Origin of the sequence: Leclercia sp. UBA5076 (genome assembly GCF_002416465.1) — a bacterium.
Classification (GTDB): domain Bacteria; phylum Pseudomonadota; class Gammaproteobacteria; order Enterobacterales; family Enterobacteriaceae; genus Enterobacter.
Genome location: NZ_DIAO01000012.1, coordinates 160,746 through 181,878 on the forward strand (window position 1 = coordinate 160,746; position 21,133 = coordinate 181,878).

General features: G+C 56.7%; 20 protein-coding genes. 11 read left to right on the top strand and 9 right to left on the bottom strand.

Translation table 11 applies throughout. The annotated features are described in order from the left end of the window. Positions 1-40 precede the first annotated feature (40 nt). From B3X29_RS12460 to ftsP, 4 genes are all read left to right on the top strand, one after another. Positions 41-442, top strand: coding sequence for a YgiW/YdeI family stress tolerance OB fold protein (locus tag B3X29_RS12460; protein ID WP_103176969.1), 402 nt, complete (start codon positions 41-43; stop codon positions 440-442). A 120-nt stretch (positions 443-562) separates the two neighbouring features. Beyond that, positions 563-2,821 carry a DNA topoisomerase IV subunit A gene (gene parC / locus B3X29_RS12465; RefSeq protein WP_159339947.1) on the top strand — a complete coding sequence of 753 codons (2,259 nt, stop codon included), beginning with the start codon at positions 563-565 and terminating at the stop codon, positions 2,819-2,821. A 122-nt stretch (positions 2,822-2,943) separates the two neighbouring features. Next, entirely contained in the window at positions 2,944-3,681 is a 738-nt protein-coding gene (gene plsC, locus B3X29_RS12470; RefSeq protein ID WP_103180982.1) for a 1-acylglycerol-3-phosphate O-acyltransferase, read from the top strand. A 58-nt stretch (positions 3,682-3,739) separates the two neighbouring features. Further along, positions 3,740-5,152, top strand: coding sequence for a cell division protein FtsP (gene ftsP / locus B3X29_RS12475; protein WP_103176967.1), 1,413 nt, complete (start codon positions 3,740-3,742; stop codon positions 5,150-5,152). 39 nt (positions 5,153-5,191) lie between these two features. On the opposite strand, the gene B3X29_RS12480 is transcribed toward ftsP, so the two are convergent. Further along, a complete protein-coding gene (locus tag B3X29_RS12480) occupies positions 5,192-6,622 on the bottom strand; it encodes a TrkH family potassium uptake protein (protein WP_236560478.1) in 1,431 nt (476 codons plus the stop codon). Positions 6,623-6,890: 268 nt separating this feature from the next. Between B3X29_RS12480 and B3X29_RS12485 the strand changes: the two genes are divergently transcribed. Continuing rightward, positions 6,891-9,065, top strand: coding sequence for a YgiQ family radical SAM protein (locus tag B3X29_RS12485; protein ID WP_103176966.1), 2,175 nt, complete (start codon positions 6,891-6,893; stop codon positions 9,063-9,065). A gap of 90 nt (positions 9,066-9,155) precedes the next feature. Here the strand turns inward: B3X29_RS12485 and dkgA are convergent, their stop codons facing one another. Together dkgA and yqhD are read right to left on the bottom strand one after the other, a co-directional pair. Further along, positions 9,156-9,983, bottom strand: a complete 828-nt coding sequence (dkgA, locus tag B3X29_RS12490; protein WP_103176965.1) for a 2,5-didehydrogluconate reductase DkgA — start codon at positions 9,981-9,983, stop codon at positions 9,156-9,158. Between the two features lie 105 nt (positions 9,984-10,088). Further along, complete coding sequence (yqhD, locus tag B3X29_RS12495) at positions 10,089-11,252, bottom strand: alcohol dehydrogenase (RefSeq protein WP_159339948.1); 1,164 nt, start codon at positions 11,250-11,252, stop codon at positions 10,089-10,091. Positions 11,253-11,447: 195 nt separating this feature from the next. Between yqhD and B3X29_RS12500 the strand changes: the two genes are divergently transcribed. Next, positions 11,448-12,347: an AraC family transcriptional regulator gene (locus B3X29_RS12500; RefSeq protein WP_103176963.1), complete on the top strand. Its 900-nt coding sequence runs from the start codon at positions 11,448-11,450 to the stop codon at positions 12,345-12,347. An 88-nt stretch (positions 12,348-12,435) separates the two neighbouring features. On the opposite strand, the gene yghB is transcribed toward B3X29_RS12500, so the two are convergent. Next, complete coding sequence (gene yghB, locus B3X29_RS12505) at positions 12,436-13,095, bottom strand: DedA family general envelope maintenance protein YghB (RefSeq protein ID WP_103176962.1); 660 nt, start codon at positions 13,093-13,095, stop codon at positions 12,436-12,438. A gap of 141 nt (positions 13,096-13,236) precedes the next feature. Continuing rightward, positions 13,237-14,424, bottom strand: a complete 1,188-nt coding sequence (metC, locus tag B3X29_RS12510; RefSeq protein WP_159339949.1) for a cystathionine beta-lyase — start codon at positions 14,422-14,424, stop codon at positions 13,237-13,239. 251 nt (positions 14,425-14,675) lie between these two features. On the opposite strand from metC, the gene exbB reads away from it, so the two are divergent. Both exbB and exbD read left to right on the top strand, forming a co-directional pair. Beyond that, positions 14,676-15,407 (top strand): tol-pal system-associated acyl-CoA thioesterase, encoded by a 732-nt coding sequence (gene exbB / locus B3X29_RS12515; protein ID WP_103176960.1) that lies wholly within the window; start codon positions 14,676-14,678, stop codon positions 15,405-15,407. Between the two features lie 6 nt (positions 15,408-15,413). Beyond that, positions 15,414-15,839 (top strand): TonB system transport protein ExbD, encoded by a 426-nt coding sequence (gene exbD, locus B3X29_RS12520; protein WP_159339950.1) that lies wholly within the window; start codon positions 15,414-15,416, stop codon positions 15,837-15,839. Between the two features lie 104 nt (positions 15,840-15,943). Here exbD and B3X29_RS12525 read toward each other — a convergent pair whose 3' ends face one another. The 3 genes from B3X29_RS12525 to B3X29_RS12535 all read right to left on the bottom strand — a co-directional run bounded on the left by B3X29_RS12525 (position 15,944) and on the right by B3X29_RS12535 (position 17,823). Further along, the gene (locus B3X29_RS12525; RefSeq protein ID WP_156655224.1) at positions 15,944-16,840 is read right to left on the bottom strand and encodes an SDR family oxidoreductase; all 897 of its coding nucleotides are present in this window, start codon (positions 16,838-16,840) and stop codon (positions 15,944-15,946) included. A gap of 133 nt (positions 16,841-16,973) precedes the next feature. Then, on the bottom strand, positions 16,974-17,426 hold the full coding sequence (locus tag B3X29_RS12530) for a cytoplasmic protein (RefSeq protein ID WP_103176957.1): 453 nt from the start codon (positions 17,424-17,426) through the stop codon (positions 16,974-16,976). After that, positions 17,419-17,823: a hypothetical protein gene (locus B3X29_RS12535; RefSeq protein ID WP_103176956.1), complete on the bottom strand. Its 405-nt coding sequence runs from the start codon at positions 17,821-17,823 to the stop codon at positions 17,419-17,421. Before B3X29_RS12535 ends, B3X29_RS12530 begins: the two co-directional genes overlap by 8 nt. Before the next feature lie 105 nt (positions 17,824-17,928). Here B3X29_RS12535 and B3X29_RS12540 point away from each other — a divergent pair, with 105 nt between their 5' ends. After that, entirely contained in the window at positions 17,929-18,432 is a 504-nt protein-coding gene (locus tag B3X29_RS12540) for an ESA_00282 family adhesion-associated protein (protein ID WP_103176955.1), read from the top strand. An 81-nt stretch (positions 18,433-18,513) separates the two neighbouring features. Then, positions 18,514-19,002 (top strand): TIGR00645 family protein, encoded by a 489-nt coding sequence (locus B3X29_RS12545; protein WP_103176954.1) that lies wholly within the window; start codon positions 18,514-18,516, stop codon positions 19,000-19,002. 91 nt (positions 19,003-19,093) lie between these two features. On the opposite strand, the gene B3X29_RS12550 is transcribed toward B3X29_RS12545, so the two are convergent. After that, positions 19,094-20,134, bottom strand: coding sequence for an aldo/keto reductase (locus B3X29_RS12550; RefSeq protein WP_159339951.1), 1,041 nt, complete (start codon positions 20,132-20,134; stop codon positions 19,094-19,096). A gap of 83 nt (positions 20,135-20,217) precedes the next feature. On the opposite strand from B3X29_RS12550, the gene yghX reads away from it, so the two are divergent. After that, the gene (gene yghX, locus B3X29_RS12555; protein ID WP_103176952.1) at positions 20,218-21,105 is read left to right on the top strand and encodes a YghX family hydrolase; all 888 of its coding nucleotides are present in this window, start codon (positions 20,218-20,220) and stop codon (positions 21,103-21,105) included. The last annotated feature ends 28 nt before the right edge of the window (positions 21,106-21,133 follow it).

The following is a 21,133-nucleotide window of genomic DNA, read 5'->3' on the forward strand; positions in this document are numbered from 1 at the left end:
GTTTAATGGATTGCGAAACGACATTAAAGGGAGAGTTAAGATGAAAAAAATCGCTGCTATTGCTGCCATCATGATGATCACCTCCGCGCCGGTGTTTGCGGCACAGGGGGGATTTAATGGCCCATCCGCGACGGCAACCCAGACGCAAACCCAGCAGGGCGGGTTTGTCGATAATGACGCTAACCTCACCACGGCGCAGAAGGTCAAGGATATGAAGGATGACAGCTGGGTGAAACTGCGCGGGACGATTACCGAGCGCCTCTCTGACGACCGTTATACCTTCCGTGATGAGAGCGGCACGGTAACGGTGGAGATCGACAATAAACACTGGAACGGCCAGACCATTACGCCGCAGGATAAGGTTGAGCTGCAGGGCAAGGTCGATAAAGAGTGGAACGATTTCGAAATCGACGTGAAACAGGTTATCAAGCTGAATAAATAACCCATCAAGGGGCCGCTATTCCGGCCCCTTTTTCTTTGTGACTCGACTCGCCAGATAAGGTAGTATCTGCGGCAATATTGCCTGAAACCAACTGGTTTCTGAGTTGAGGAATCCCATTTAATGAGCGATATGGCAGAGCGCCTCGCGCTACATGAATTCACGGAAAACGCCTACCTGAACTACTCCATGTACGTCATCATGGACAGGGCGTTGCCGTTTATCGGAGATGGCCTGAAACCCGTTCAGCGCCGCATCGTTTATGCGATGTCTGAGCTGGGACTGAATGCCAGCGCCAAGTTTAAAAAATCCGCCCGTACCGTGGGTGACGTGCTGGGTAAATACCATCCGCACGGCGACAGCGCCTGTTATGAAGCGATGGTGTTGATGGCCCAGCCGTTCTCCTACCGCTATCCGCTGGTCGACGGCCAGGGGAACTGGGGTGCGCCGGACGATCCGAAGTCGTTCGCGGCGATGCGTTATACCGAATCCCGTCTCTCAAAATATGCCGAACTGCTGCTCAGCGAGCTGGGCCAGGGCACCGTGGAGTGGGTACCCAACTTCGACGGTACGCTGCAGGAGCCGAAAATGCTGCCTGCGCGTCTGCCGAACATTCTGCTGAACGGCACCACCGGTATTGCCGTCGGGATGGCGACGGATATCCCGCCGCACAACCTGCGTGAAGTGGCGAAAGCGGCCATTATCCTGATTGAACAGCCGAAGACCACGCTGGACGATCTGCTGGATATCGTGCAGGGGCCGGACTTCCCGACCGAAGCGGAGATCATCACCTCCCGCGCGGAAATCCGCAAAATCTACCAGAACGGTCGCGGCTCGGTGCGTATGCGCGCGGTGTGGACCAAAGAGGATGGCGCGGTGGTGATTACCGCGCTGCCGCACCAGGTCTCGGGCGCGAAGGTGCTGGAGCAGATCGCCGCCCAGATGCGCAATAAAAAGCTGCCGATGGTGGACGATCTGCGCGATGAATCCGACCACGAAAACCCGACCCGTCTGGTGATCGTGCCGCGTTCCAACCGTGTGGATATGGAGCCGGTGATGAATCACCTGTTCGCCACCACCGATCTGGAAAAAAGCTACCGTATCAACCTGAACATGATCGGGCTGGATGGCCGTCCGGCGGTGAAAAACCTGCTGGAGATCCTCACCGAATGGCTGACGTTCCGCCGCGATACGGTGCGCCGTCGTCTGAATCACCGTCTGGAGAAAGTGCTTAAGCGCCTGCATATCCTCGAAGGTTTGCTGGTGGCGTTCCTCAACATCGACGAAGTGATTGAGATCATCCGTACCGAGGATGAGCCGAAGCCAGCCCTGATGTCGCGCTTTGGCATCAGCGAAACCCAGGCGGAAGCGATCCTCGAGCTGAAACTGCGCCATCTCGCGAAGCTGGAAGAGATGAAAATTCGCGGTGAGCAGAATGAGCTGGAAAAAGAGCGCGATCAGCTGCAGGCGATCCTCGCCTCCGAACGCAAGATGAACAACCTGCTGAAGAAAGAGCTGCAGGCTGACGCCGATGCCTTCGGCGATGAGCGTCGCTCTCCGCTGCACGAGCGTGAAGAAGCGAAAGCGATGAGCGAGCATGACATGCAGCCGTCCGAGCCGGTGACCATTGTGCTGTCACAAAGCGGCTGGGTGCGTAGCGCCAAAGGTCATGATATCGACGCGCCGGGTCTGAGTTACAAAGCGGGCGACAGCTTCAAAGCCGCCGTGAAGGGCAAGAGCAACCAGCCGGTGGCCTTTATCGACACCACCGGGCGTAGCTACGCCATCGACCCGATTACGCTGCCGTCAGCGCGCGGGCAGGGCGAGCCGCTCACCGGCAAGCTGACGCTGCCGCCAGGGGCGACCGTCGAGCATATGCTGATGGAAGGTGATGAGCAGAAACTGCTGATGGCCTCCGATGCGGGTTACGGCTTCATCTGTACCTTTAACGATCTGATCTCGCGCAACCGTGCGGGCAAAGCGTTGATTAGCCTGCCGGATAACGCCCGGGTCATGGCCCCGCTGGTGATTGAAGACGAGAACGACATGCTGCTGGCGATCTCCGCCGCGGGCCGCATGCTGATGTTCCCGCTCAGCGATCTGCCGCAGCTGTCGAAAGGCAAAGGCAACAAGATCATCAACATCGCTGCGGCGGATGCGGCAAAAGGGGAAGACAGCCTGGCGCACCTCTTTATTCTGCCGCCGCAGAGCACGTTGACCATCCATGTGGGTAAACGCAAAATCAAGCTGCGCCCGGAAGAGCTGCAGAAAGTGGTGGGCGAACGTGGACGCAAAGGATCGCTGATGCGTGGCTTGCAGCGCATTGACCGTGTAGAGATCGACTCTCCACACCGCGCGACATCGGGCGACAACGAAGCGTAACAGAGCACCTCCCCCTCCGCTCAGGAGGGGGACTCGTGAAAAACATCCGTTATAGAAACAAAGGAGTTACCCGCTCACAGTTGCAGTATAATCGCCAACTGTCAGGGGTTTTTGAGGTCGCTATGCTATTAATTGTTCGAACCATTCTTGCCGTTATCTACTGCATTCTGGTCTGTATCTTCGGCTCTGTTTACTGCCTGTTCAGCCCGCGTAATCCAAAACACGTTGCCACCTTTGGCCACATGTTTGCCCGTCTGGCGCCGCTGTTTGGCCTGAAGGTGGAAACGCGTCTGCCGGAAGGGGCAGAGAAATTTGGTAACGCTATCTATATCGGTAACCACCAGAATAACTACGATATGGTGACCGCAGCGAAAATCGTGCAGCCGCCAACCGTCACCGTGGGCAAGAAAAGCCTGCTGTGGATCCCGTTCTTCGGCCAGCTCTACTGGCTCACCGGCAACCTGCTGATTGACCGCAACAACCGGGCCAAAGCGCACGGCACGATTGCCGAGGTGGTGAACCACTTCAAAAAGCGCAAGATCTCTATCTGGATGTTCCCGGAAGGGACCCGCAGCCGGGGTCGTGGCCTGCTGCCGTTCAAAACTGGCGCATTTCATGCCGCAATTGCGGCAGGCGTACCGATTATTCCAGTGTGTGTTTCCAACACATCGAATAAGATAAACCTGAATCGTCTGCGTAACGGTCTGGTCATCGTAGAGATGCTGCCGCCGGTCGATGTCAGTAAATATGGCAAAGACCAGGTACGCGAGCTGGCGGCACATTGCCGCGAATTAATGCTGAATAAAATCGCTGAGCTCGATAAAGAAGTCGCAGAGCGAGAAGCTGCTGGCAAGGTTTAAGCCGGTTTAAAGGGAAAACGAATTCCCGTGTGTTAGTGCGTTTATAGATGGAGCCATTATGTCACTCAGTCGCCGTCAGTTTATTCAGGCATCGGGGATCGCCCTTTGTGCAGGCGCGGTTCCGCTGAGGGCAAACGCCGCCGGGCAGCAGCAGCCGCTGCCCATTCCGCCGTTACTGGAATCCCGCCGCGGGCAGCCGCTGTTTCTGACGCTACAGCGCGCCCACTGGTCGTTCACTCAGGGTACCCGGGCTTCGGTCTGGGGCATCAACGGACGCTACCTCGGCCCGACGGTGCGCGTCTGGAGCGGCGATGACGTCAAACTGATCTACAGCAACCGCCTGGCGGAGAACGTCGCCATGACCATCAGCGGGATGCAGGTGCCGGGCCCGCTGCTGGGCGGTGCGCCGCGCATGATGTCCGCAAGCGCCGACTGGGCACCGGTTCTGCCGGTCCGCCAGCGCGCCGCGACCCTCTGGTATCACGCCAACACCCCAAACCGCACCGCGCAGCAGGTCTACAACGGTCTGGCCGGGATGTGGCTGATAGAGGATGAGGTCAGTAAATCCCTGCCGATCCCGAACCACTACGGGGTGGATGACTTCCCGCTCATCATTCAGGACAAGCGGCTGGATAATTTCGGTACGCCGGAGTACAGCGAGCCGGGCAGCGGCGGTTTTGTGGGTGATACGCTGCTGGTCAACGGCGCGCAAAGCCCCTATGTCGAGGTGTCACGCGGCTGGGTACGCCTGCGTCTGCTGAATGCCTCCAACTCGCGTCGCTATCAACTGCAGATGAGCGATGGCCGCGCGCTGCACGTCATTGCCGGGGATCAGGGCTTTTTACCGGCTCCGGTGTCGGTTAAACAGCTGGCGCTGGCGCCGGGCGAGCGACGCGAAATCCTGGTGGATATGACCAACGGCGAAGAGGTGTCGATCACCTGTGGCGAGGCGGCGGGCATTGTTGATCGTCTGCGCGGTTTCTTTGAGCCATCAAGCATTCTGGTCTCGACGCTGGTGTTAACCCTGCGTCCAACCGGCCTGCTGCCGCTGGTGACCGATACCCTGCCGATGCGCCTGCTGTCGGAGGAGATCCTGAGCGGTACGCCGGTGCGCAGCCGGGATATCAGCCTTGGCGACGATCCGGGCATTAACGGCCAGCTGTGGGATGTGAACCGCATCGATATCACCGCCCAGCAGGGCTCCTGGGAGCGCTGGACGGTGCGCGCCGACAGGCCGCAGTCGTTCCATATCGAAGGGGTGAGTTTCCTTATCCGCAACGTCAACGGCGCCATGCCGTTCCCGGAAGACAGAGGCTGGAAGGATACCGTCTGGGTCGACGGGCAGGTGGAACTGCTGGTCTATTACGGGCAGCCTTCCTGGCCGCACTTCCCGTTCCTGTTCCACAGCCAGACGCTGGAGATGGCGGATCGCGGCTCGGTGGGGCAGCTGCTGGTAAATCCGGCCCCGTAATTCTCTCCCGCCCGGCATCCTCTGCCGGGCGTGTTGTTTCTAGGCCCGCCAGAAGAAGCGCGAGCAGAGGATCAGTATCGGATAGATCTCCAGACGCCCCAGAATCATCGCCACGCACATCAGGTATTTTGCCCCTTCCGTCAGCGTACCGAACGTTGACGCAGTTTCACCGAATCCCAGCCCCATATTGTTGATGCAGGCGGCGACCGTGGCGAAGGAGGTGAACAGATCGTACCCCATCAGATTCAGCGCCCAGATAAAAAAGGCGGTAAACAGGACGTAGAGAAAAAAGAAGCTCCAGACCGAACGCAGTACGCGCTCGTTGACCACGCTTTTACCGATGCGCACCGGCAAAAGGGCGCGTGGATGGCCAAGCTGGTGCAGCTCCTGGCGGCACTGTTTGAACATGATCAGAAAACGCAGCGCCTTGATCCCGCCGCAGGTGGAGCCGATGCAGCCGCCGAAGAAGCTGGCCAGTAACAGTAAAAAGATGGTGTGCGCGGGCCACTGGGCATAGTCCCCGGTCGACAGGCCATTATCGGTCATCATCGAGCTGGCAAGAAAAAAGGCATGCACCAGACTGTCAGGGATGTTGTACATCCCTGCATGCCATACCTGCCAGGCGGTGATCAAAATGATGATGGCCGCGGCAATCAGAAAGAACTTTAGCTCCTGGTTACGGCGAAACGGCTTCAGCGTGCGGCGGGTGATGGCCACATACCAGAGGGTAAAGTTGAAAGCGGAGAGCAGGGAGAACAGCCCGGCGACCAGCTCCACGGCATGGCTGTCGTAAAAACCGATACTCTCCGAACGGGTGGAGAAGCCGCCGAGGGAGACGGTTGAGAGCCCGTGGCACAGCGCGTCGAAGAACGACATCCCCGCAAGCCAGTAGGCCAGCGTGCAGGTTAGCCCCAGCAGCAGATAGGTGAGCCAGAGAGTGCGTGAGGTATCCGCCAGCCGGGGAGTGAGGCGCTCCTCTTTAAACGGTCCTGGCATTTCAGACTGATAAAGCTTCATGCCGCCAATGCCGAGAAACGGCAGCACCGCCACCGCCAGCACGATGACCCCAAGGCCGCCGATAAAATTGAGCTGCGCGCGATAGTAGAGATACGATTTTGGCAGGGCGCTGACGTCGCCAATCACCGTAGCCCCGGTGGTGGTGATCCCCGATACCCCTTCAAAAAGCGCATCCGCCAGCGAGAGTTTCTGCGCGTCATCCATCCACAGCGGCATGGCGCTAATCAGCGAAAAGAGGAACCAGAACAGTACGATAATCACAAACCCGTCGCGGGTGCGCAGCTGGATCCCGGCATGTTTGGTCATCAGCCAGGTGCCGCCTCCGAGGGTAAAAAAGGTCACGAAGGTGCTCAAAAAGGCGATATAGCTGCGCTCTTTATTTGCCAGCGCGATGGCCATCGGCGGCAGCATCGAGAAGCTATAAAGCAACACCAAAAACCCGCACAGATGCATCACAACCTGTAGCTGGGAAACCTGAGAAGAGTGGCTGCCTCGCAAAGTGTCATTCCCCGTCATGGCCGTTTTTGCTGAGCAAAAACGGGCTAAAAATCCTGCGTAGTAAAGCGGTTATTCGTCAGCGCGCGGCATTCTAGCAGGTTGTTTACAGCGCTTGTGGAAGTTTCGTTAACCTGGCGCCATTTTGGCGCGTTCCCCACTTCATTTATTACAGAAGAACAGCGTATAATCGCCGCCCTTTGATTATTTTTTCTTCGGAAGCATTATGAGCGCAATTTCCCTGATCCAGCCGGATCGTGACCTCTTCTCCTGGCCGCAGTACTGGGCGGCCTGCTTTGGACCGGCGCCTTTCCTGCCGATGTCTCGTGAAGAGATGGACCAACTTGGCTGGGACAGCTGCGACATTATCCTGGTGACGGGTGACGCTTACGTCGATCATCCGAGCTTTGGTATGGCGATCTGCGGTCGCATGCTCGAAGCCCAGGGCTTCCGCGTCGGGATCATTGCCCAGCCTGACTGGAACAGCAAAGATGATTTTATGCGCCTCGGTAAGCCTAACCTCTTCTTCGGCGTTACCGCGGGCAACATGGACTCGATGATCAACCGCTACACCGCCGACCGCAAGCTGCGTCACGACGACGCCTACACCGCGGATAACGTGGCGGGCAAGCGTCCGGATCGCGCAACCCTCGTCTACACCCAGCGCTGCAAAGAGGCCTGGAAAGATGTACCGGTTATCCTGGGGGGTATCGAAGCGAGCCTGCGCCGTACCGCGCACTACGACTACTGGTCTGATACCGTGCGCCGTTCGGTGCTGGTGGACTCCAAAGCCGACATGCTGATCTTCGGCAACGGCGAGCGTCCGCTGGTGGAAGTGGCGCACCGTCTGGCGCAGGGCGAACCGGTGGGCGACATCCGCGACGTGCGTAACACCGCCATCATGGTGAAAGAGGCGCTGCCGGGCTGGAAAGGGGTGGATTCCCGTATCATCGATATGCCGGGCAAAATCGATCCGATCCCGCATCCATACGGCGAAGATCTGCCGTGTGCGGATAATAAGCCGGTTGCGCCGAAGAAAGCCGAAGCAAAAGCCATCGTGGTGCAGCCGCCGCGTCCGAAGCCGTGGGAAAAGACCTACGTGCTGCTGCCATCCTTTGAGAAGGTAAAAAGCGACAAGGTGCTCTACGCGCATGCGTCCCGTATTCTGCACCACGAAACCAACCCGGGCTGCGCCCGTGCGCTGATGCAAAAGCACGGTGAGCGCTACATCTGGGTAAACCCGCCGGCGATCCCGCTCTCTACCGAAGAGATGGACAGCGTATTTGCGCTGCCGTACAAGCGCGTGCCGCATCCGTCATACGGCAACAGCCGTATCCCGGCGTATGAGATGATCCGCTTCTCGATCAACATCATGCGTGGCTGCTTCGGGGGCTGCTCTTTCTGTTCGATCACCGAGCATGAAGGGCGCATTATTCAGAGCCGCTCTGAAGACTCTATCGTCAACGAGATCGAAGCCATTCGCGACACGGTACCGGGCTTTACCGGCGTCATCTCCGATCTGGGGGGCCCAACCGCCAACATGTACATGCTGCGCTGTAAGTCGCCGCGCGCGGAGCAGACCTGCCGTCGTCTCTCCTGTGTCTATCCGAGCATTTGCGAACATATGGACACCAACCATGAGCCGACGATCAACCTCTACCGTCGTGCCCGCGATCTGAAGGGCATCAAGAAGATCCTCATCGCTTCCGGGGTGCGTTATGACATCGCCGTGGAAGATCCGCGCTACATCAAAGAGCTGGCGACCCACCATGTGGGCGGCTACCTGAAGATCGCCCCGGAGCATACCGAAGAGGGGCCATTATCGAAGATGATGAAGCCGGGGATGGGGAGCTACGATCGCTTTAAAGAGCTGTTCGATACCTATTCGAAGCAGGCCGGGAAAGAGCAGTACCTGATCCCGTACTTTATCTCCGCGCACCCGGGCACGCGTGACGAAGACATGGTGAACCTGGCCCTGTGGCTGAAGCAGCGTCGCTTCCGTCTGGATCAGGTGCAGAACTTCTATCCGTCGCCGCTGGCGAACTCAACCACCATGTATTACACCGGCAAGAACCCGCTTAGTAAGATTGGCTATAAGAGTGAGGATGTGGTGGTGCCGAAGGGGGACAAACAGCGTCGTCTGCACAAAGCCCTGCTGCGTTATCACGATCCGAAAAACTGGCCGCTGATCCGCCAGGCGCTGGAAGAGATGGGCAAAAAGCACCTGATTGGCTCACGCCGCGACTGTCTGGTGCCTGCGCCAACGGTTGAAGAGATGCGCGAAGCGCGCCGCCAGAACCGCAATACACGTCCGGCCCTGACCAAGCACACGCCAATTGTGCATCAGCGTTCGAACGGTGGGGCGAGCACGAAGAAGAGTGTAAAACGTAAGGCCGGTTAAGCCTGTAAAAAAGCCCGGTGGCGCTGCGCTTACCGGGCCTACAAGTCTGAACGTAGGCCGGGTAAGGCGAAGCCGCCACCCGGCTTTTTACTAACCGCCAAACTGGTCCGGATCCGGGCCTAAACGCTTGCCTTTATCCAGCTTCGCAATTTCACCCAGTTCATCTTTATCCAGGCGGAAATCCCACACGTTGAAGTTCTCAGCGATGCGCGACGGGGTGACCGATTTCGGGATCACCACCAGACCGCAGTCCAGATGCCAGCGAATAACAATCTGTGCCGGGGTTTTGCCATACTTATCGGCCAGATCGCGGATAATTTTCTGATCGAAGACCCCTTCGCCGCCCTGAGCCAGCGGGCTCCAGGATTCGGTCTGAATTTTGTGGGTCGCATTCCATGAATGAAGCTGGCGCTGCTGCATCAGCGGGTGCAGCTCAATCTGGTTGATCACCGGGGCGACGCCCGTCTCATCGATCAGGCGCTGCAGATGGTGAACCTGGAAGTTACAGACCCCGATGCTTTTTATCAGTCCGGCTTTTTGCAGCTCAATCATCCCTTTCCAGGCCTCGACGTAATGGTCGATAGCCGGAACCGGCCAGTGCATCAGATAGAGATCGACAAAATCGAGCTGCAGCTTGTCCAGGCTCTCCTGGAGGGCTTCTGCCGGACGCTTCTGGTCGTCGTTCCACAGCTTGGTGGTAATGAACAGCTCATCGCGGGGTACGCCAGCGCTGGCAAGGGCCTTGCCGACGCCCTCCTCATTTTTGTAGGCGGCAGCGGTATCAATGGAGCGATAGCCGACTTCCAGTGCTTTATGAATGGCGGAGACGACCTCGTCGTTACCGGCTTTCCATACGCCGAGCCCCAACTGGGGCATTACGTTGCCATCCTGAAGCTTGATTACGGTTTGGTTTGCCATTTTTCCTCCTTCATTGGACATCCACCAGGAGTGAGCCCCTGGTGGCGTATGTGCATTAAGCCTGGCCTAAATGCCGAAAAACGGAAGGCAATCGCGTAAAATCAGTTAGCGAGCGGCCTCGTAAATACGGCGGCTTACATCGAGAGTAATGTCATGATGTTCCCCGATTTGCGTCATGCCGTGCTCCTCGAGTTTTGCCAGCAGGGCAGGGATGGAACTGCCGTCCAGACCGTAGCCGGAGAGACGCGTCGGGACACCCAGCTGCTCGAAGAAGTTGCGGGTGGCAGCGATGGCCGCATCGATACGCTCATCTTCAGAACCGGCAGTAATACTCCAGACGCGCTCAGCGTACTGCAGCAGCTTGCCACGTTTGGTGTCGCGTTTTTCATTCCACAGCGCAGGCAGAACCACAGCCAGGGTCTGGGCATGATCGAGGCCGTGCATCGCCGTCAGCTCATGGCCCAGCATATGGGTCGCCCAGTCCTGCGGCACGCCGGCACCAATCAGGCCGTTCAGCGCCTGGGTGGCGGCCCACATCACGTTGGCGCGCACTTCGTAGTTTTCTGGCTCTTTCAGCGCCAGCGGGCCATCTTCGATCAGGGTCAGCAGAATGCCCTCGGCGAAACGATCCTGAATCTTCGCGTTTACCGGGTAAGTAACGTACTGCTCAACGGTATGGACAAAGGCATCCACCACGCCGTTCGCCACCTGACGCGGCGGCAGGGTGTAGGTATAGACCGGATCCAGCACCGCAAACACCGGCTGCACGTGCTCGTTCATAAAGGCCTGCTTGTCGCCGGTGGTTTTACGGGAGATCACCGCGCCTTTATTGGATTCGGAGCCGGTCGCCGGCAGGGTCAGTATAGAGCCCATTGGAATGGCGCTCTTGATGTCGCTGCCGCCGGTTTGCAGGATGTGCCACGGGTCGATGGTTTCATCATAATGGGCCGCCGCGGCAATGAACTTGGTGCCGTCCAGCACCGAGCCGCCACCCACCGCCAGCAGGAAGGTAATCTGCTCGTCACGGGCGATTTTCACCGCCTTCATCAGCGTTTCGTAAGAGGGGTTTGGCTCAATGCCGCTGAACTCGCGCACGTCCATGCCTTCCAGCGCGGAGTAAACCTGATCCAGGACGCCATTCTTCTTCACGCTGCCGCCGCCATAGGTAATCAGGACGCGGGCGTTGGCCGGGATCTGCTCGCGCAGATCGGCGATGGCGCCTTTACCAAACAGGATGCGGGTTGGGGTATGCAGATTAAAATTGTTCATTGTTCGTTCCCTTTGGTGGGTGAAAAAACGGGGCGGCACAGAGGGCTGCCTGATGGTGCTCATTGTGGCGAGCGCACGCGCTCCTCTCAATGCACATTCCTGCCGTTGTCTTGCCCATTTCTACACAGTGCTGGAGAAAACAGGAAAAAATGCGCACACTGCAGGCGTCGGAAAACGTACCCGGAGTGAGAGAATATGAAACGTGAAGCCGTCTGCCAGCAGCTAACGGAACAAATTAAGAAACTGAAAGATAATGAAAATTATCTTGATACGCTGCTGCCGGATGTTCGTCTGCTGTATGGGACGCAGCCCTACGCCCGCACGCCGGTGATGTATCAGCCGGGTATCATTTTTCTCTTTTCTGGCCACAAAATTGGCTACATCAACGAGCGGGTATTTCGTTACGACCCCAACGAATATCTGCTCCTGACAGTACCTTTACCCTTTGAATGTGAAACTTTCGCGACAGAGGCGGTACCGCTGGCAGGTATTCGCTTAAATATCGATATCCTGCAACTGCAGGAGCTGCTGATGGACATTGGCGAGGACGAACTGTTTCGCCCGTCGATGGCGGCGAGCGGCATCAACTCCGCCACGCTGACGGATGAGATCCTTTGCGCCATTGAACGTCTGCTGGACGTAATGGAGCGGCCGCTGGACGCGCGGATCCTGGGTAAGCAGATCGTGCGCGAGATCCTCTACCACATCCTGCTGGGGCCGGGCGGCGGGGCGCTGCTGGCGTTGGTCAGCCGTCAGACCCACTTCAGCCTGATTGGCCGGGTGCTGAAACGCATCGAGAGCCAGTACACCGAAAACCTGAGCGTGGATCAGCTGGCGGCTGAGGCCAACATGAGCGTCTCGGCGTTCCACCATAACTTTAAGTCGGTAACCAGCACCTCGCCGCTACAGTATCTCAAGAGCTACCGCCTGCATAAGGCGCGGATGATGATGATCCACGATGGCATGAAAGCCAGCGCCGCCGCGCTGCGGGTAGGCTATGAAAGCGCCTCGCAGTTCAGCCGGGAGTTCAAGCGCTACTTTGGCGTGACGCCGGGGGAAGATGCGGCGCGGATGCGGATGATGCAGGGGATGTGATTGACATGTAGGCCGGGCAAACGCAGTGCCGCCCGGCGCTTTTCCCCGGTGGCGCTACGCTTACCGGGGCTACAACGACAGCAGCGCCTCAGGCGTTGCAGTACTTCTTACGGATCACCACCACGATGGTTCCTACCAGCCCTGCGACCAGCAGGAAAATAGGCAGGATCATCAGGAAGGTCATGACCTGATCTTCATGGCGTTTAACGAACGGGATCATACTCAGCGCATAGCCAAAAGTGGTCACGACCCCGACCCACAGCAGCGCGCTCAGCCAGTTAAAGAACTGGAAGCGGCGGTTAGAGAGCCCGGAGATGCCAGCCATGGTTGGCAGCAGCGTACGCACAAAGGCCAGAAAACGCCCGACCAGCAGCGCCAGCAGGCCATGCCTGTCAAACATGCAGTTCGCCCGCTGATGGTATTTATGCGGCAGCTGCGCCAGCCAGCTTTTGACCACCCGCGTATTGCCGAGCCAGCGGCCCTGCAAATAGCTGAGCCAGCAGCCCAGGCTGGCGGCTGAGGTGAGGATCACCATCGTGGGGGTAAAGTCCATAACCCCTTTACCGATTAACGCCCCTGCCAGCAGCAGCAGACTGTCCCCCGGTAAAAAGGAGGCGGGCAGTAACCCGTTTTCCAGAAACAATGTGGCGAACATAACGAAATAGACAATCCCAACCACGTGCGGGTCCGCCAGCGCTGCAAAGTCGTGTTGCCAGAGTGCAGCGATAATATCTTGAATAACAGCCATGGGCTTTCCTGTGGAACAGCATATATAGGGCTATTGTACTCCCTATTTCGTCGGCGGGCTTTGATCGCAGACGCAACAAATCAGACTTTTCTGCAGCTAATGGAGAGAAAAGTGTCCGCGGAGTGTGTTTGTGGCCCTGCGCTATTCAATGCGCGCAAACCCGGCTTGCAGATCGGCAATCAAATCGTCGACATTTTCCAGGCCGATATGCAGGCGGATCAGGGTGCCGGTAAAGTCCACTTTGCCGCCGGGACGCAGGGCCGCAATCTGCTCTGGCTGGTTCGGCAGGATCAGCGATTCAAAGCCGCCCCAGGAGTAAGCCATGCTGAACAGCGAGAAGTTATCCAGGTAAGCGGCGAGCTCGTCATTGCTCAGGCGTTTATTAAGCACAAAGGAGAACAGACCGCTGCTGCCCGTAAAGTCACGTTGCCAGAATTCATGTCCGACGCTGCCCGGCAGTGCCGGATGGTTAACCTGCGCCACCTGGGGATGCTGCGCCAGCCACTGTGCAATCTGCACGCTGCTTTCATGATGTTGACGCAGACGCACGCCGAGGGTACGCAAGCCGCGGCTGGTCATATAGGCGGTGTCGGCATCCACCATCTGGCCCATCAGATAGGCGTTCTCGCGCAGCTGCTCCCAGCAGCGGGCGTTGGAAACCGCGGTACCAATCATCCCGTCAGAGTGGCCAATCAGGTACTTCGTCGCCGCCTGAATCGAGATGTCGATACCAAAATCGAGCGCCTTAAACAGCACCCCTGCCGCCCAGGTATTATCCATCATGATGATCGCGTCCGGCGCTTTGCTGCGTACCGCCTGCACAATGGCTGGCACATCATGCACTTCCATGGTGATAGAGCCGGGTGATTCCAGGAACACAATCCGGGTGTTGGGCTGGATCAGCTCGGCGATGTTCGCGCCAATCTGCGGATCGAACCAGTCGGTAGTGACCCCCAGCTTGCTGAGGATTTTGGTGCAGAAGTCCTGGCTTGGCTCGTAGGCGGTGTTGGTCATCAGGATATGGTCGCCCTGCTCAACGAACGCCAGAATGGTATTGGCCACCGCCGCGGCACCGCAGGGGAAGAGCGCACAGCCCGCGCCGCCCTCCAGCTCGCACATCGCTTCCTGTAACGAGAAGTGGGTCAGCGTGCCGCGACGCCCGTAAAACAGTTCACCGTTGGCCCGGTTACGGGTGGCGTGCTTTTTCGCCTCCACGGTATCAAACACCAGCGACGAGGCGCGCTGGATGACGCTGTTCACGGAACCAAGGGTATATTTTTTACTGCGTCCCGCCTGGACAAGGGTGGTATCAAGATGCTTCTCTTTCATGTCTGCGCAACCTGTTTTTATACGTCTGGACGTCCAGACTATCACGAAAGTAAAAATGGTCACCTTAACGGTAGTGGGTTCAGCGGAAAATTTTTTAAAATTTGTTTCCGGGAAATTTTTCCTGCGTAAGCGCAAGGAAAATGAAACGAATTTACGGCACTATGTAAATACTAATGAGAACTACTATCAATTCGACGTTGTTTTGATATTATTATGCTCAGATTTTGTGATTTGCGTCCTGGAGATACCGAGTGGGTAATAATTTGATGCAGACGGACCTCTCCGTCTGGGGTATGTATCATCATGCCGACATCGTGGTGAAGATTGTCATGATCGGCCTGATTCTGGCGTCTGTCGTCACCTGGGCTATTTTCTTTAGCAAGAGCGTAGAGCTTCTTTCCCATAAACGCCGCCTTAAGCGCGAGCAGCAGCAGCTGGCCGAAGCCCGTACCCTGAATCAGGCGAGCGACATGGCCGCCTCCTTCCAGGCGAAGAGCCTGACCACCCTGTTAATCAACGAAGCGCAGAACGAGCTCGAACTTTCTGCAGGCAGTGAAGACAACGAAGGGATTAAAGAGCGTACCGGCTTCCGCCTTGAGCGTCGCGTTGCGGCCGTTGGCCGTCATATGGGACGGGGTAACGGTTACCTGGCGACCATCGGCGCGATTTCGCCGTTCGTCGGTCTGTTCGGTACCGTCTGGGGCATCATGAACAGCTTTATCGGCATCGCCCAGACGCAAACCACCAACCTCGCGGTTGTGGCGCCCGGCATCGCCGAAGCGCTGCTGGCAACAGCCATTGGTCTGGTGGCGGCAATCCCGGCAGTCGTGATCTATAACGTCTTCGCCCGTATGATTGGCAGCTACAAAGCGACCCTCGGCGACGTTGCCGCCCAGGTTCTGCTCCTGCAAAGCCGCGATCTGGATCTCAGCGCCAGCTCGGCTAAGCCGATTCGTTCTGCTCAGAAATTTCACGTAGGTTGATTCGTCATGGCAATGCGTCTTAATGAAAATCTGGACGATAACGGCGAAATGCACGAAATCAACGTGACGCCGTTTATCGACGTTATGCTGGTTCTGCTGATTATCTTCATGGTGGCGGCGCCGCTGGCGACCGTAGACGTGAGGGTGAATCTGCCTGCGTCATCCAGTCAGCCGCAGCCGCGCCCAGAAAAACCGATTTATCTCTCTGTAAAGGCCGATAAATCTATGTTCCTCGGCAACGATCCGGTGACCGATGAGTCGGTGATCCCGGCGCTGAACGCCCTGACCGAAGGCAAGAAAGAGACTACCGTCTTCTTCCGCGCCGATAAGACGGTCGATTACGAAACCATGATGAAGGTAATGGACACGCTGCACCAGGCGGGTTACCTGAAAATTGGTCTGGTCGGCGAAGAGAAAGCGGCGGCGAAATAAAGAGAAACGGCAACCCACGGGTTGCCGTTTTTGTATTTGCCGGATGGCGCCTGCATGCGAAACGTAGGCCGGGTAAGGCGAAGCCGCCACCCGGCACTGCACCATCAGCCTAAATGTTCCCCACCGCACACGCCGTGCACTTCTGCGGTCACGTAGCTGGACTCCTGACTTGCCAGATAGACATAGACCGGCGCCAGCTCCGCAGGCTGCCCTGCGCGCTTCATCGGCGTCTGCTGACCAAACTGCGGGAGCTTCTCCTGAGGCTGACCGCCGGAGACTTGCAGCGCCGTCCAGATAGGACCAGGGGCTACCACGTTGACGCGCACGCCGGTCTCAGCCACCTGTTTCGCCAGCCCGCGGCTGAAGTTGAGAATAGCCGCTTTAGTGGAAGCATAGTCCAGCAGATGCGGGCTCGGCTGATAGGCCTGAATCGAGGAGGTGGTGATAATGCTCGACCCGGCGGGCAGCAGCGGCAGTGCCTCCTGGGTAATCCAGAACAGAGCCAGCACGTTCACGGCATAGGTCTGCTTAAACTGCTCGGTGGTGATATCGGCAATCTTCTCCACCGCCACCTGCTTACCGGCTACCAGCGCCAGCACGTCCAGCCCACCCAGCTCCTGATGGGCTTTATGTACCAGCGAGCGGGCAAATTGTTCATCGCTCAGGTCGCCAGGGATGAGCACCGCTTTGCGCCCGGCCTCTTCAATAAGCTGCTTAACCTGCTGGGCGTCCTCTTCTTCGGCGGGCAGATAGTTAATGGCGACATCTGCTCCTTCACGCGCGTAAGCGATGGCGGCAGCGCGTCCAATCCCGGAATCGCCCCCTGTCACCAGTGCCTTACGATCCTGTAGTCTGCCGCTGCCTTTATAGCTCTTTTCGCCGCAGTCCGGCACCGGGTCCATCTTGCTCTGCAGCCCCGGTACAGGCTGTTTCTGCTTGGGATATTCGCCGGTGTAGTACTGGGTTGTCGGATCCTGAATTTTGCTCTGAGAGTTTGCCATAGGTGTTCTCCTTGAGGGGTTAATCAGACTTTAAGCTTAGGAGAATCAACTGGGCTGTGAGGATTATTCAGTATAATCCTTAAAAGAAATGGGCTGATCAGAAACAGGCGAGACGGCAGGGTTCGGCGAGAGGTTACGGCTTTTGCGGTGGAATGTCCGCTTTGGCGGCCAGCACCTCTTCATTCAGCGCAACGGTGGTCACGCTGGTGGTGCGATAGCCTTCATCAGCCAGCTTACGGGTGACGCGCAGGGTCGCGGTTTCACGTGCCAGAATATATTGATAATTGGTTTCCAGGCGCGCCAGTATTTTTTCTTTTAAATCCGGACGCTGTTGCATAATGGCGTTTATTGTCGCGCCATAGATCTCTTCTTTTACCTGCAATGGATAAATTTCACGGCGATTCTGCCATTTCAGACGCACCAGGCCCGCCGGAATGGAGAGCAGATCTTTAGCAATTCTTTGTATTTCAGCGTTTTTAATCTCTTTAAGCGCGGCAAGGTTTTGCTCTAAGATAAATTCATCGCTTTTTTTGTCATCTAAAGCTAAATAAACGTTGTTGTTATCAACATCCTTCACGTTATTCATCCTCTAGCGTATAAAACACAGGCGTGTTTTTTTCGCAGGTAATAAGATTCAACCAGATTTCATTACCGGCTTCGTTAATCTCATCGGTTTTTTCCGCCAATATTTGACTTAGTGCCTGGGCATCTATTTCCCCCTCCGCCTGCAAATCATTCAGCAGTCGGGCGAACACCTCGATTTTAACTACCCGAAATAACCGGTCTTTAATATGCCGATCGTGCTCTTCAAGCAACATATTGCGGGAGTTACCGGTACGGGTAACGCCAATTAATATATCTGGCGCGTAATCAGCGAGTGTTCTTTTCCCCTTAGTGAAATTGGCATTGCTTTCTGCTTCTGGCGGTTTTGGTTCCACGGAAGAAATGTGAAACTTGGCCGGAACCAGATTGTCGGGCAACATTTTATATTTCCTTTAATTTCAACGGGGTAGGGTTGTCTGGAGTGTGAGATTCGTTGACAATAACATGAGGCAAATTTAAAATCAAAAAAAATGGAGCCTGCCTATATGAACAGCATTTTTTATACTGTCATTACTTTGTTATTGCTTACCGCCGTAGTTCTTTTATTGATGCGCGAGTTCAATAAAAGTAGCGATGTGGGGAGCGCGCACGTCCCGCCTCAGCCGGAGCGGATGTCAAAAGAAGAGGGCGAAGACCATTTTTCTGTGTTAATGAATGCGATTACCCCGGTTTGGTACTGGCGCGTTAACCATGAATATATTGATTTCCTCCATGCCACAATTAAACGAATGAATATGGTGGAAATAAATAGCATTCCTGACCTGTTTGAGGCGCAGCGTCGTTGCAGCGATCTTAACTCGGCGGTCTACAAATATTACGACAATATTAAGAAGCGCTGCCTGAACGGCGAAAAAGTGTCGCACACCGATCTGGAGGTGATGAACCTGCGCCAGTGTTTTCGCGAGTTCAGCCTCGAGGCGTATCCCTCGCTGGTGGTGCTGGTGTGGCCTGAGTATCAGCGCCCGGTGGTAAAGCCTGAGCAAGTGTAGGGGATCTGTTGTTTAGTTGTTGCAAACAATTTGGGCCATTGCGATATACTGCACACTGGTTTCGTTTGCAGACAGGACTCTATGGAACGCTTTTTTGAAAACGCAATGTATGCCTCCCGCTGGTTGTTAGCTCCGGTCTATTTTGGCCTCTCGCTGGCGCTGGTGGCGCTCTGTATTAAATTCTTTCAGGAAATTTTTCACGTTCTGCCGCATATATTCAGCATCGCTGAATCTGACCTGATCCTGCTTTTGCTGTCGCTGGTGGATATGACGCTGGTGGGCGGCCTGCTGGTGATGGTGATGTTTTCGGGCTACGAAAATTTCGTCTCGCAGCTGGATATCTCCGCGGATAAAGAGAAGCTGAGCTGGCTTGGCAAAATGGATGCGTCGTCGCTGAAAAACAAAGTGGCGGCGTCGATTGTGGCGATCTCCTCCATTCACCTGCTGCGGGTGTTCATGGATGCCAAAAATATCCCTGACAACAAGATGATGTGGTACGTGATTATCCACCTCACGTTTGTGCTGTCGGCATTTGTGATGGGATATCTGGACAAGCTGAGCCGCAAATAAGACAAAACGCCTGATGGCGCTGCGCTTATCAGGCTTACGGGGAGTCTGTAGGTCGGGTAAGCGCAGCGCCACCCGACACTATCCTCTGAAATTATTTATCCGAAGAGGCTTGCCACAGATTCAGCTGCCCGTCGGCCACATGCTGGTCAATCCGCTGCAGCTCCTCTTCGCTAAAGTGCAGGTTATTCAGCGCCTGCACATTCTCCTCCAGCTGCTCTGTCCGGCTGGCGCCAATCAGTACCGAGGTGACACGCTCATCTTTCAGCAGCCAGCTCAGCGCCATCTGCGCCATCGTCTGTCCGCGCGCCTGGGCCATCTCATTGAGCAAACGCAGGCTGTTCAGGTTGGCTTCGGTCAGCATATTTTCCGTCAGGCCGCGCGCCTTTTTGCCCTCACGCTGCATGCGGGAGCCGTCAGGAATGCCGTTCAGGTATTTTCCGGTCAACAGCCCCTGGGCCAGCGGCGTAAAGGCGATGCAGCCGGTGCCGTTAGCGGCCAGGGTATCCAGTAAGCCGCTCTTGTCCACCCAGCGGTTAAGCAAGTTGTATGAGGGCTGGTGGATAAGCAGCGGAATTTTCCACTCGCGCAGCAGCTCCGCCATTTTCTGGGTCCGCTCCGGCGAATATGAGGATATGCCTACGTAGAGCGCTTTCCCGCTCTGCACCGCCTGCGCCAGCGCAGAAGCGGTCTCCTCCATTGGCGTGTTTTCATCGACCCGGTGTGAATAGAAGATATCCACGTAGTCCAGCCCCATCCGCTTGAGGCTTTGATCGAGGCTGGCGAGCAGATACTTGCGCGAACCGCCCGCACCGTAAGGCCCCGGCCACATGTCATAGCCCGCTTTGGTGGAGATAATCAGTTCGTCGCGATAAGCCGCGAAATCATCGCGCAGCAGGCGGCCAAAATTTTCCTCCGCGCTGCCCGGCGGTGGGCCATAGTTATTGGCGAGATCGAAATGGGTGATGCCGCAATCGAAGGCTTTTCGCAGCAGGGCGCGCTGTGAGTCGAGGGCGTGGACGTGGCCGAAGCTGTGCCACAGGCCGAGTGACAGGGCGGGTAAACGCAGGCCGCTTTTACCGCAGTAACGGTACTGCATCGTCTCGTAGCGGTCAGGGGAGGCGTTCCAGGGCATGATGTCTCCTTTCTTAGTGATTGATTTTCGAAACAGCGTTTCTATTCTAACCTTAGTTTGTTCACAATTCATGGAGATATGCGATGACGCGTATGACCGCCAAAGACTTTCCTCAGGAATTGCTCGACTACTACGACTATTACGCTCACGGCAAAATCAACAAACGTGAGTTCCTCAATCTGGCTGCCCGTTATGCGGTTGGCGGCGTCACGGCGCTGGCGCTGTTTAATATGCTTAAGCCCAATTACGCCCTCGCGGAGCAGGTGAAATTCACCGATCCCGATATCCTGCCCGAATACATCACCTATCCCTCCCCGGACGGCCATGGCCAGGTGCGCGGCTATCTGGTGAAACCGGCCAAAGCCACCGGCAAAGTGCCGGCGGTGGTGGTGGTGCATGAAAACCGCGGCCTCAATCCCTACATTGAGGATGTGGCGCGTCGGGTGGCAAAAGCGGGCTACATCGCCCTGGCGCCGGATGGCTTAAGTTCGGTGGGCGGTTACCCCGGCAACGATGAGGAGGGCAAGATCCTGCAGCAGAAGGTCGATCCGACGAAGCTGATGAACGACTTCTTTGCCGCCATCGGGTTTATGCAAAAACACCCGGACGCTACCGGTAAAGTGGGGATCACCGGCTTTTGCTACGGCGGCGGTGTCTCTAATGCCGCCGCGGTCGCCTGGCCAGAGCTGGCCTGCGCGGTCCCTTTTTATGGCCGCCAGCCACCGGCGGCGGATGTCGCCAAAATTAAGGCGCCGCTGCTGCTGCATTACGCCGAGCACGACAAGAATGTTAACGAGGGGTGGCCTGCCTATGAGGCCGCGCTTAAAGCTAACGGTAAGGTGTACGAAGCCTGGATCTATCCGGGGGTCAACCACGGGTTCCATAATGACTCTACCCCGCGTTACGACGAACCTGCTGCCGAATTAGCGTGGAAAAGAACCCTGGGATGGTTTGAGAAATATTTGAGTTAAGAAAATACCCGGCAGCCTCAGGCTACCG